The sequence below is a fragment of the Polaribacter aquimarinus genome (assembly GCF_003129485.1).
Lineage (GTDB): Bacteria > Bacteroidota > Bacteroidia > Flavobacteriales > Flavobacteriaceae > Polaribacter > Polaribacter aquimarinus.
In genome coordinates this window covers 293,710-305,791 of record NZ_QFFG01000001.1, presented here as the reverse complement: position 1 = coordinate 305,791, position 12,082 = coordinate 293,710, and the positions used below count along the sequence as shown (strand labels likewise).

Sequence of the window (12,082 nt, the reverse complement as noted above, 5' to 3'; positions counted from 1 at the left end):
TATGATTCTTAGAATTACCATGTTATTATTTTTTGTTTCAACAATTAATATTAATGCACAAATAGAAAAACTTAATGATTATAAATATATCCTTATCCCAAAAAAATTTGACTTTGTAAATAAAGTAGATAAATATCAAACAAGTTCTCTGACTAAATTTTTATTAAAAAAAAATGGACTTGATGTTTTTTTTAATGATGAAAATTTACCACAAGAGTTAAATCAGAACCGATGTTTATCTTTAGTAGCTAATGTTGTAGATAAATCTGGTATGTTTATTACTAAAAGCACTATAGAGTTTAGAGATTGTAAAGGTAATTTAATATATAGTACTCAAATAGGAACAAGTAAACTTAAAGAGTATAAAAAAGCCTTTCAACAATCCATACGTAGAGCTCATTCTAGCATGACAAATTTTATCTATTCTTACTCAAAAAAAGACGATAAGAAAAGAATAAAAATCGCCAATAAACCTGTAGTTATTCATAATAATAAAACAACCAAAGGTGATAATGTGAAAGAAGAAAAAAAAGATATGCTTTACGCGCAATCAAAACCGAATGGTTTTCAATTGATAAATACCAAGCCAGAAGTTGTTTTTTATATTTATAAAACGAACTTAATAGATGTCTTTATAATCAAAGAAAAAAATGGGATTTTATATAAAAATAAAAATAGCTGGATTGCTGAGTTCTATCATAATAACAAACTATTAAAAAAAGAATATCATATTAAATTTTAGTAATTATATTTTTTGTGCCATCTTTTTTTTAAAAAATCTCTAAACTGGTTTTCTCTTTGGTTTATTCCTGGTTCGTAAATTTTAGTTCCAGAAATTTCAACGGGTAAAAATTCCTGTTCTACAAAATTGTTTGGGAAATCATGAGCGTATTTATAGTTTTTACCATAATCCAAATCTTTCATTAATTTAGTCGGTGCATTTCTTAAATGCAAAGGAATAGATAAATCTCCAGTTTCTCTTACCAAGTTTTGTGCATTTTTAATAGCTAAGTAAGAAGCATTACTTTTAGGAGAATTTGCCAAGTATACTGCACATTGACTTAAAATTATTCTAGATTCAGGATTGCCAATAACAGATACTGCTTGAAAAGTATTATTTGCTAATATTAATGCTGTTGGGTTCGCATTACCTATATCTTCAGAAGCAGAAATTAATAATCGCCTTGCAATAAATTTAACATCTTCACCACCTTCAAGCATTCTAGCAAGCCAATACAATGCACCATTAGGGTCACTGCCTCTAATACTTTTTATAAATGCAGAAATAATATCATAATGTTGCTCGCCAGTTTTATCATATCTAGTTGTATTTTTCTGAATTTTTTCTAAAACGAGTTTGTTGGTAATCTCAATTTTATCCTCAGTAGAAACTAATAAATCAAAAATATTTAAGAGCTTTCTAGCATCACCCCCAGAAACTTGTAATAAGGCATCAGTTTCTTTTAAAGTAATTTTTTTGGGTAATAAAAGCTCATCTTTTATCATTGCTCTGTGTAGTAAAGCAATTAAATCGTTTTTATCAAAAGAATTTAAAATATAAACTTGGCATCGTGAGAGTAGAGCTGGTATCACTTCAAAACTTGGATTTTCGGTCGTAGCACCAATTAAAGTTACCCAGCCTTTTTCTACAGCACCTAATAAAGAATCTTGTTGTGATTTGCTAAATCTATGGATTTCATCAATAAATAAAATTGGATTTTTAGCCGTAAACAAACCACCACTTTTTTTAGCTTTTTCAATAACATCTCTTACATCTTTTACGCCAGAACTTATGGCACTTAACGTATAAAAAGGTCTGTTAGATTCAGTAGCAATAATGTTGGCAAGTGTGGTTTTTCCAATTCCTGGAGGTCCCCAAAGAATTAAAGAAGGTATAATTCCTTGTTTAATAAGGTTTGTTAATACACCATTTTTACCAACTAAATGCTGTTGACTTATATACTCATCAAGGGTTTTAGGTCTAATTCTTTCTGCCAAAGGTTCATTCATTCAGTAAAAATAATAAAGTTTACTGACAGAATTTGTATAAATTTTGTTTGGTTAGATTTTTGTTATTTTTATTAATGATGAATGAAGAGAATCTTTTAAAATTTAAACCATCTATATTTATAATTCCAACTTTATTTGTTGTTGCAATTTGGTTTATTTATTGGATTGAAATCAAGTTTGGATTTAATTTTAATAAATTTGGAGTTTTTCCTAGGTCTTTTAAAGGTTTTAGAGGTGTTTTTTGTACACATTTTATACATAGTAATACAAATCATCTTTTTAATAATTCAATACCTTTATTTGTACTTTTAAGTAGTCTTTTTTACTTTTATAAGGACGTTGCTTACAAAGTTTTATTTATTGGAGCTTTTTTTACAGGGTTTTTGACTTGGTTAATTGCAAGAGAATCTTACCACATAGGGGCTAGTGGAATAGTGTATTTAGTTTTTAGTTTTGTTTTTTTTAGTGGAGTAATAAGAAAGCATTTTAGGTTAGTTGCTCTATCTTTAATTATCATTTTCTCATACGGAAGTATGATTTGGTATGTATTACCTATAAAGGAGGGGATGTCTTGGGAAGGACATTTATCAGGTTTTTTAGTAGGATCTGTTTTAACAATTATCTACAGAAAAAAAGGAATTGTAAAACAAGAACATCAATTTACTCAAACAGAATTCGATACTTACTTTGATGAAAATGGTAATTTCAATCCACCTAAATTTCTTGAGAAAGAAAGCACTGAAAAAGAATTAGAATAATTTAATTTACTTATTATATCCTTTGTCTAACAGCTTCATATAAAAAAGCACCACAAGCAACAGATACATTTAATGAAGCAATTTCTCCTAAAAGTGGAAGTTTAGCTTTGTAATCAACCATTTTTAAAATAGAAGGATTTACTCCTCTATCTTCAGACCCCATTATAATGGCAATAGGTTGGTTAAAATTTATATCAAAAATTGAATCTTCTGTTTTTTCAGTCGCGGCAACTGTTTTAATGTTAGAAGCTTGTAATAAAAACAAGGCATCTTTAATATGGTCTACTTTACAAATAGGAACTTTAAAAGCTGCACCCGCTGAGGTTTTAATCGTTTCAGCATTAACGGGAGCACTCCCATTTTTTTGTATGATAATACCATTTACGCCAGTACACTCAGCAGTTCTGATAATTGCTCCGAAATTACGCACATCAGAAAGTTGATCTAAAAGTAAAAATATAGGTATTTTCTCATTTTCAAGAGTAGATTCTATCAATTGCTCTAAATCATAAAAATCTATTGGAGATATTTGTGCTACCGCTCCTTGATGATTATTATTTTTAGATAATCTATTTAGCTTTTCAACAGGAACAGTACTTGTAGCTATTTTCTTAGATCTTATTATTTTTTCTAATTCATAGTATAAGTTTCCTCTTAAGCCTTTCTGTAAGTATATTTTGTTAATCGTAGAACCACTTTCAATAGCTTCAATAATTGACCTTATTCCAAAAATGGTTGTAGTTTCTGTAATCATTTTACAAATGTATATAAAAAACAAAGGCAGTAAATAAATTTACTGCCTTTTATAATTTGTTTTAAGATTCGTTCTTTAGTCAATAACAAAAGTATAAGCATCACCAGCTGCTGTTAGAGTAGCAAAATCTATTCTAGCACCACCAGTTGCAGTTCCTGCAGGAATAATACCTTTGTATATATTTCTAGTACCATCAGGTTGAGTAGTAAATAACACATAACTTATATCTCTACTAGTAGTTGTAGATTGATCGTTTGTGTATATTCTAAAATAGAAATCATAGTCTCCGTCAGGGTGTGAATTGTTGAAAAAGTCTGATTCATATCTATCACCAGAAGCAGAACTTTCAAAAATAGAAGTAAAACCAGCATCTATTACTTGTAAATCTATGTCAAACTCAGAAGGGTCGTCCCAATCTAATAAATAAACAAAGCTACCAGCACCAGATACAGGAGGTAACTGAGTATAATAATCTAAAGATACTTCATTAGAAGTCATAGTAGTTGTATCATTAGGATCATTAACCAAACTTACAACACCTTTATCGTCAGTTTCTTCATCCATAACTGCTAAACCAGCTACTTTAACAGTAACAAAAGCCTCTTTAGGAGCATAACCAGCTAAAGGATTACTAGTTGCAGGTAATGATAAATTACCTGTAACAGAAGTGTCACCAGGATTAACCGTAAAAGTAGCATTAGTTGTTGTAGCCTCTTTAGAAGTAGCAGAAACAGTTACGTTTACTTTTTTAGAAAATGTTTGTGATAACGTTACAGTTACAGGAACAGTTATTCCAGGACCAAAATGGTCACCAGCTACAGATAATTCACTAGTAATATTATTTGTTTTAGGAATAACTACTTCGCTATCTAATTCTACATCACAAGAAATTGTAAGTAGACAGATAGATATGTATATAATTGATTTTATAAATTTCATCTTTAATAATATTTAAATTAATTTTTATTAGCTTTAAAGAAACCGTCACCAAAACTAAATCCAGAAGGAGAACCTCCAGCTAAACCTAATCTAGTATTAAATTTAAGTTCGATATAACCAATACAAGATAAGGTCAAAGAAGTTGCCCCAGCATTAGATCTAATTTGAGTTAATGTATAACCTGCACAACAAATTTCATCAGTTCCAAAAGCAAACTGCCAATCAAAAGTAGCTATTCCAAAAGGGCTAGCTTTTACAGTGATATCAGTATTATTAGCAGAGCCAAAAGGATTTTTTAAAACAATTTCATCAGCGTTAGCACCAGCTACAACCTCAAAGGTTTGACCAGTACCATTAGAACCACCTCCAGAAACGTGAAATCCGTTAGCATCTGCAACCGTCCAAGTACCTACCATTGCTGCTTGATCAAAAGGACAAGCTACAATAAAGTTAAATTGCATAGCACTTTTATATCCTGCAGTCTGTAATTGAGGTTCTGTATTACCACCACTAACTTCTAGTGTAGTCGAATTAAATGCAGGAGCTATTCCTACAAATTCATTACCATCTTTACTTGTAACAGTTGCGATAAAATTAAAAGTATCTCCAAAGTTAATATCGCTTGTTTGAAGACCTAATGCAGTAGCTAAAGATTGAGTATTAAAACTCATTTCAGCAGGAAAAGAAGTAGCATTAAAAAAGTCTTCTTTAACATAAACATTACCTGAAAGAGTAGCAATTAACTTTACATTATAATTAGCCATTGTTCCGTTAGGATCTGTAATAACATCAGAAAATGTAATCTGCTGCGGGTCTGGATAAGCAGCGGCAGGTGTTGCAGTTTCAAAAGCTGCAAAAGCACCATTTTCTAGGCCAAACGTTACTGGGTTTGTAAATTTATTCTCGTCTGTACATGATACTAATGTTATAGTTAATGTAAGAAAAAGAACAAATAATATATTTATATTTTTTTTCATGGTTTATAGGTTTTTATTATTGAACAAATCCAGCAGGATTAGTATCCCAAAATACTTGAGTTGTTCTTGTAATTTGTTTTAAATTAGGATTGTCGTTAGAATTTAATTCAGAATCTGGGATTAAGAAATTTCTAGGAAAATCTGTATTAGGAACAACTGAACCACCTAAATCAGGAAAACCAGTTCTTCTATAAGCGTTATATGCTTCAATACTATTACCAAAAGAAGCTACATAAAATTCTTTAACTATTATGGCTAATTTATCACTATCAGTTGCAGCATTGTTAAAGTTAGCTTTAACTTCATTAATGTAAGCATCCATGTCAGCTTGAACCATAGCTACACCTGATATTTCAGATACTTTAGCAAATGATTTTTTGATACCGTTTTCTATATAAGTCCAAGTATTACCGTTTACCCCTAAACCAACTGGAGCAGGTAAAGAAGCCTCAGCTAATAAGAAATCTGTAAAAGAAGCTGTAATTACAGGGAAAATACCCTTACCACCTAGGTTTATACTATTGTTACTAGAAACGTTTCCAACACCACTATCAAATGCTCCACCAGCAGGATATGCTCCAAAAGTAGTTCTTTGATTATTGTCGTTTGGTATACCTTCGTCATCTCCATGTTGTCTACCCCAATAGAAGTCACCAACATAACATAATGGATAAGCAGGATTACCTGCACATGGTAATTTGGATCCAGAAGGAACTGTTAGAGATTGTCTGTACATGTAATGCTTCAACCTTGGGTCTTCTACAGTCTTGTCATTCTTTAAAATGTTAATAAATTCATTACTCATGTAAGTTCCTCCAGCCCCAGCAGCTTCATAAGTAGCAACAAAATCAGGGTGTCTTACATCTGGGTTATCATTATTTGTACCAAATTGAGCTACAAAATCGTCTGAATTACTTTTAATATAATTACCACTTGCAACAATACTATTAATTGAAGCAGCTGCGTTTCCATTACCAGTTAACTTAGATTGAACATACATTCTAATTTTTATAGTGTTTGCTAATTTTATCCAAGCGTTTAAATCTCCATTAAAGAATAAATCTTCAAATTTTACTTGTCCACTAACTTGTAAATTAGCGATAGCTTTGTCTAATAAAGTGTACATTGCATCATAAATGTCTTTACCAGCATCCAAATTTGGATTTGCGAAAGCAGCATCAACAGCTTCAGTGTAAACAGCTGTACCTATAAAGTCTACTAAGTTTACATAAGCAAAAGCTTCTAAAACTTGTGCAGCACCTAAATGATTAGCTAAATCTTGAGTGTTATTTAAATCCTCAATTAATTTTCTATTAGCCACAACAGAGAAAGTTGTCGCCCAAGCACCATTTAAAGAACTTGGAGGTGTGTTAGCAGCATATGTACCAAACATGTTAATATGCCTCATAACGCCTCTTACATTAGCGTTAAGACCAAAACTTTGACCTATCATACCAGCTTGAATTGAGTTTAAAACTAAACTAGGATCTGCTGATTCTGGTGAAAGCGCATTTGGGTTTACGTTTACATCTAAATTCGTAGTTTCACAAGATGTAGTCAAAACTAGAATACATACGGTAACTACAGAAAATAAATATTTTATTTTATTATTAATTTTTTTCATGAGTTTTTGTTTAAAAAGTTACTTTAACACTTAAAGAATAAGTTTTATAAGAAGGGTCATTTTGGAAATCTAAACCTCTTGCGTTTAGATTTGTACCTCCAATTACTTCTGGGTCAAAGTTAAGACCATCAGGTACATTAAATGCTTTAAACCATAAGTTGTTACCTGAAGCAGAAATGATGAATGAACCAAAAGGAGTTTTCTCTAAATGTTTCTTAGGTAAAGAATAGCTTAGAGTTACATCTCTTAATCTCATCGTAGAACCATCATAAACTAAGTTTTCATCTACATCTTGTAAGTTAATGAAATATAAATCATTTGCACCAATTTGAATATTGTTTTTAATTGGTTGTCCATTTGCATCTTTTAAAACATTACCAGTATTTGGGTCCGCTAAAACCCCAGGGATAATGTAAGAACCTTCTCTATTATCTGCAGTATCTGTAGTAACACCTCTTCTTAATAAGTTAGAAGCAGTTACAGAATAAATATCACCTCCATGAATATATTCCCACTGCATTTGTAGTGAAAAGTTTTTATATGAAATGCTATTTATATTAGTGTAAGACCAATCTTCGTTAGGGTCTCCAATAAGTTTGTCTTCTAAACCTAAATCATCACTAGAAATAATTTTACCAGTGCTAGGGTTGATAAGCAAATTACCATTGTCGTCCTTTGCTGCAAAACTTCCTCTAAATACACCATATGGTTGTCCTTCAATTGCAAAGTTTACTCCGGATGCAATATTTACACGATCAACAGGTAAATCAATTACAGTAGTCTCATAGGCTGTAAAGTTGTTATCCATAGTCCAAGTGAAACCATCAGGTTCATCACTTTTAAATAAGTTTAAACTAACTCTTGCTTCTAAACCTTTTGTGTCTACTCTACCTGCATTAATTACAGTGGTAGTTGTTCCGGTAGAAGCAGCTCTACTAGAACTTAAAATTTGGTCATTAATAATTCTGTGATAAGCAGAAATATCAAAATCTAAGAAATTATTTAAGAATCTACCTTCTGCTCCAACTTCAAATTCTTTTAATAACTCAGGTTTTAAATCAGGGTTAGGTAAAAAACTTGATAAAGAGTTTGTAGAAACAATACCTCCGGTAAAAGGATTGATGTAAGTATTTGCACTGGCATCAAGAGTTGGAGTTGTTAAATATGCATTAGGAAAGTTTGCAGAAGTACCATAACCAGCTCTTAATTTTAGGTAGTTATTTGTTTCTCCTTTTAACCATTCAAAAGTTTCAGAAGGAATGTAAGATAAAGAAATACTTGGGTAGAAGATAGATCTGTTTGCAGATTCTACTGTAGAACCCCAGTCATTTCTTGCTTGCATTGTTAAATATAGTTGTTTCTTAAAATCAACGCCTAAAGAACCATATACCCCTACTGTATTTAAAAGTCTATTTCTAGAATCTATAGCAACGGCATTTCTAAAGTTGTTGTGGTTTAAGAAATTATATACTACTTGGTCTGTACTTCTTACACCAAAATCACTTGAGTCAATACTTTTTACCTCAGTACCAACAACAAAGTCATAATTAATATCTTCATTTAACTTAAAACTAGCTCCATTTAAAGAAAGTCTGTGTGTAGTTGTTCTGTCTAAATCTGTAAATGTACTGAAGAAACCTAAAGGATTTACAACACCACCCTTATTTTCATGATCTGTATTTAATTCATTTACATTATCTAAACTATATAGGTATCTTAAACTAAGAACGTCATTGAAATTGTAATTAGCACCTAAAGAAATAAATGTTCTATCTACATCTTCCTTGAATCTAGTATTTTTTCTAGTCCATCTAGGGTTGTTAATTGTAGTTCTATAGTAAACATTTGAAAAATTATTTGGGTCTTCAAAAGGTAAATTATGTATATCCAAGTTTCTTGGAATCCAAGTAACTAATTGGAAGAAGTTACGAGAAGGTCTATTGGTAACATTTTTTACATATTGAATATTAGTTGTGAATTCTAAGTTATTTGCTAACTGAATAGACCCCCCAACACCAACGTTATATCTTTTGAATGTATTCTCGGATAAATAACCAGTTTGATCTGTATTACTAAAAGAAATACTAAAGTTTCCTTTTTCGAAACTTTTTCTTGCTATTAATGATACTGTTTGTTGTAATCCTGTACCAAAAAAGTCAGAAACATTATTTGGAATTGCTCTGTAGATGTCAGTTTGTCCCTGATATTGAGGGAAAGAACTTGCATAAGCAGGAATGTTTAAGTGATGCGGTACTACTTGATTATTAAATCGTGCACCCCAGTTACCAAAGAATGTAGTATTGATACCGTTGTCAGCACCTTGACCATACTTGTTTTGATAATCTGGTAAGTTGATTACTTCTAAGAATCCTGTTAAGAATGATACATCAACTTCAAACTTCTTATCAGCAGATTTACCACTACCAGTTTTTGTGTTAATGATGATTACCCCATTTCTACCATCTTGTCCATATAGAGTAGAAGCCGCTAAACCTTTAAGAATTGTTGTGCTTTCAATATTGTTTGGGTCAAGGTCAAAAGATCTATCACCAGAGATAGGCGCACCATCAATAATATAAAGAGGTTGGTTGTTACCAGAAATCGAGTTTTTCGATCTAATGATTACATTTGTTGCAGTTCCTAAGAAACCACCCCCTGTATTTACTTGAACACCGGCAACTCTACCAGTAAGAATTTTAGCAACATCGGCTTCAGGTTTTCTTTCAATAACATCTGATTTTAATGTAGAGATAGAGTAACCAAGAGCTTTTTGCTCTTTCTTAATACCCTGTGCTGTAATAACTACTTCATCTAGGGTCTGACCAGCTTCCTCCATTTTTACATTAATAGTAGGTGATGAGCTAACTGTAACTGATTTAGTTTTATAACCAAGGTAACTAAATTCCAAAACATCACCAACTTTTGCTTTGATAGTATATTTACCATCAAAATCAGTTTCGGTACCTGTAGTAGTTCCCTTAATTAAAATACTTACCCCTGGTAGAGAGCCTGAATCATCAGAAACTGTACCTGAAATAGTTTTTTGCTGTGCAAATGAAATTTGCACGACCAACGCTAAGAATAGCGTTAAAAATCCATTAAACTTTGTCTTCATTTGTATAATTATTTGAATTAATTAAGCCCAAAAGTCTTAAATAAATCTTAAATAAACAATTTTTTAACAAAAAAACATCAAAACTAAATCGTTGTAGTTTACGTTTTTCGTAATAAAAGTATAATTAAGGTCTTAAGCATTAGATGTTTTGCTGATATAAGAAATCTTGTAGTGCTAGAAAAAAGATTTCCAAGAAAGTATTAGTTGTAAGTTGTTTATGTCTAATTCTTTAATAGAATTACCACCTAGAACACTACCTAAATTAACTCTTGAATTGTTGATGTTAAACATGTAACCAAGACCTAATCCGTAAAGGGTTTTGCTTTTATTATTTACAATAACTTTTCCAATATCGCTAATTGAATATAGGAAAGAGTTTTTAGATGTAAGATACCGATATTCTAAATTGAAATAACTATAGCTGTTTGTGAAAATACTTTGTTCATTAAAACCTCTTATAGAATTTGTCCCGCCTATTCTAAAGAGTTCATTGTCAATTAGCGAATCTGAATTTAAAAATCCAGTTTTGTTTCTAATATAAAAGCTATTTCTTGTATTTAAATCCCATATGTAAGATGCAGAGGTTTCTATCTTAAATTGTTTAGATGATTTTGTTTTGGTTTTTCTCTTTCCGATAGAGGGGTTTAGATTTAGGTTGAATTTGTCATTAAAAAAGAAATCGTTTTTAGGGATATTGTATTCAAGTTGAAAACCTAAGAAATAATTATTGAAAGATTCTATGTTGTTAGATAGGGTTTCTTCTAAGTTTTCTGACGTTTCAGAATTATATGTTAAAGCAAGTTTAGTTTTTTGATTTATATTGTAAAATAGTTTTGAGTTAAACTTAGTGTTTAAAAATGTAGAATCTTGTTTATAGATGGAAAAAGATATTTCAGGAGAAAATTTTGAGTTAAAAATATACGGGGTGATTGAAGAAATTTTAAATTCTTGTTTTTCCTCTCCAATACTATTCCAAAATAAATTAAATACTTCTCCTGTATTTAAAATGTTATTAAGTTTTAAATCAAGGTTTCCATTAAATAGAACTCCGCCATTTTCTTTAGATGCAAAGTTTATGATTCCGTCAAAACTATTGTTTTGTTGCTTTTTTAAATATAGGAATAAAAAAGTTGAATCATTTTTAAAAAGAACTTCAGGAGGTTTTATTTCTTTAGCAAATTCTAAATCTCTTGATAATAATGAGATTTCTTTAATTTTTTTTTGATTAAAAATAGTGTTCTTGTAAATTGTAAAATAATTTTTCAAATAAGATTGAGGAAACGTTTCATAGTCCTTTATAATAACTTTGGATATGACTCTTTTTTTAGATTGATCAATTTTTAATACAGCGAATAAAGTATTTTTTTTTATAGATATGTTTTCTAATGAAACTTTAGAAAATGATTTTCCTTCATTGTCTAGTTTTTTTGAGGTTTCATTTAGAATTGAAGCTAGGTTGCTAATAGGTACGGTGATGAAATTATTTTTAAGATTATGATTCTTAAAATAAACTTTATTATCATCGCTTATGTAAAGCACTGCTCTCTCGGTTTTATGATTCAAAGAAAAAAATGCAGTTGTAGAGTTATTTTTAGTTGTAATACTATCTATTGTATTTGTAAAATACCCGTTAACCTTCAAGTACCAAGATATTTTTTGTAATTCCGAATTTATAGAGCTAAAATCTTTGTGCTTTTTTATAAAAATAAGATCATCCAAAACTTTTTTTTCAGAATCTATTTTAGAATTGATTTTTAAAGTAATTTCTTGTGAGAAAACTTTAATGGAATTTATCACTAAAAGAACTAAATATATATAATGTATGAAATTACGTTTCAAAATAGCTGACTCTTTTGTTTCAAATGTAGATTAATTTCATAATAAATTGACTTAAAAACAACATCT

The 12,082-nt window shown here is 30.3% G+C and carries 9 protein-coding genes; 2 read left to right on the top strand and 7 right to left on the bottom strand.

Translation table 11 applies throughout. The annotated features are described in order from the left end of the window. The first annotated feature begins 1 nt into the window (after position 1). A complete protein-coding gene (locus DIS07_RS01505; RefSeq protein ID WP_109403445.1) occupies positions 2-742 on the top strand; it encodes a hypothetical protein in 741 nt (246 codons plus the stop codon). Here DIS07_RS01505 and DIS07_RS01500 read toward each other — a convergent pair. Further along, positions 739-2,010: a replication-associated recombination protein A gene (locus DIS07_RS01500; RefSeq protein WP_109403444.1), complete on the bottom strand. Its 1,272-nt coding sequence runs from the start codon at positions 2,008-2,010 to the stop codon at positions 739-741. The two genes, DIS07_RS01505 and DIS07_RS01500, sit on opposite strands and share 4 nt — an antisense overlap. A gap of 59 nt (positions 2,011-2,069) precedes the next feature. Between DIS07_RS01500 and DIS07_RS01495 the strand changes: the two genes are divergently transcribed. Next, positions 2,070-2,768 carry a rhomboid family intramembrane serine protease gene (locus DIS07_RS01495; RefSeq protein ID WP_235869069.1) on the top strand — a complete coding sequence of 233 codons (699 nt, stop codon included), beginning with the start codon at positions 2,070-2,072 and terminating at the stop codon, positions 2,766-2,768. A gap of 13 nt (positions 2,769-2,781) precedes the next feature. On the opposite strand, the gene rlmB is transcribed toward DIS07_RS01495, so the two are convergent. The 6 genes from rlmB to DIS07_RS01465 all read right to left on the bottom strand — a co-directional run bounded on the left by rlmB (position 2,782) and on the right by DIS07_RS01465 (position 12,016). Further along, entirely contained in the window at positions 2,782-3,522 is a 741-nt protein-coding gene (gene rlmB / locus DIS07_RS01490; protein ID WP_109403442.1) for a 23S rRNA (guanosine(2251)-2'-O)-methyltransferase RlmB, read from the bottom strand. A 75-nt stretch (positions 3,523-3,597) separates the two neighbouring features. Then, positions 3,598-4,461, bottom strand: coding sequence for a hypothetical protein (locus DIS07_RS01485; protein ID WP_109403441.1), 864 nt, complete (start codon positions 4,459-4,461; stop codon positions 3,598-3,600). A gap of 17 nt (positions 4,462-4,478) precedes the next feature. After that, a complete protein-coding gene (locus tag DIS07_RS01480; RefSeq protein ID WP_109403440.1) occupies positions 4,479-5,438 on the bottom strand; it encodes a hypothetical protein in 960 nt (319 codons plus the stop codon). A gap of 16 nt (positions 5,439-5,454) precedes the next feature. Then, a complete protein-coding gene (locus DIS07_RS01475; RefSeq protein ID WP_109403439.1) occupies positions 5,455-7,062 on the bottom strand; it encodes a SusD/RagB family nutrient-binding outer membrane lipoprotein in 1,608 nt (535 codons plus the stop codon). Between the two features lie 10 nt (positions 7,063-7,072). After that, positions 7,073-10,177 (bottom strand): SusC/RagA family TonB-linked outer membrane protein, encoded by a 3,105-nt coding sequence (locus DIS07_RS01470; protein WP_109403438.1) that lies wholly within the window; start codon positions 10,175-10,177, stop codon positions 7,073-7,075. Between the two features lie 174 nt (positions 10,178-10,351). Next, positions 10,352-12,016, bottom strand: a complete 1,665-nt coding sequence (locus DIS07_RS01465; protein WP_146190694.1) for a ShlB/FhaC/HecB family hemolysin secretion/activation protein — start codon at positions 12,014-12,016, stop codon at positions 10,352-10,354. Between the last annotated feature and the right edge of the window lie 66 nt (positions 12,017-12,082).

Bases quoted from the DNA above. Each gene is read 5' to 3' on its own strand.
- DIS07_RS01485 (WP_109403441.1), bottom strand. From the start codon at position 4,461: ATGAAATTTATAAAATCAATTATATACATATCTATCTGTCTACTTACA.
- DIS07_RS01505 (WP_109403445.1), top strand. From the start codon at position 2: ATGATTCTTAGAATTACCATGTTATTATTTTTTGTTTCAACAATTAAT.
- DIS07_RS01480 (WP_109403440.1), bottom strand. From the start codon at position 5,438: ATGAAAAAAAATATAAATATATTATTTGTTCTTTTTCTTACATTAACT.
- DIS07_RS01475 (WP_109403439.1), bottom strand. From the start codon at position 7,062: ATGAAAAAAATTAATAATAAAATAAAATATTTATTTTCTGTAGTTACC.
- DIS07_RS01500 (WP_109403444.1), bottom strand. From the start codon at position 2,010: ATGAATGAACCTTTGGCAGAAAGAATTAGACCTAAAACCCTTGATGAG.
- DIS07_RS01470 (WP_109403438.1), bottom strand. From the start codon at position 10,177: ATGAAGACAAAGTTTAATGGATTTTTAACGCTATTCTTAGCGTTGGTC.
- rlmB (WP_109403442.1), bottom strand. From the start codon at position 3,522: ATGATTACAGAAACTACAACCATTTTTGGAATAAGGTCAATTATTGAA.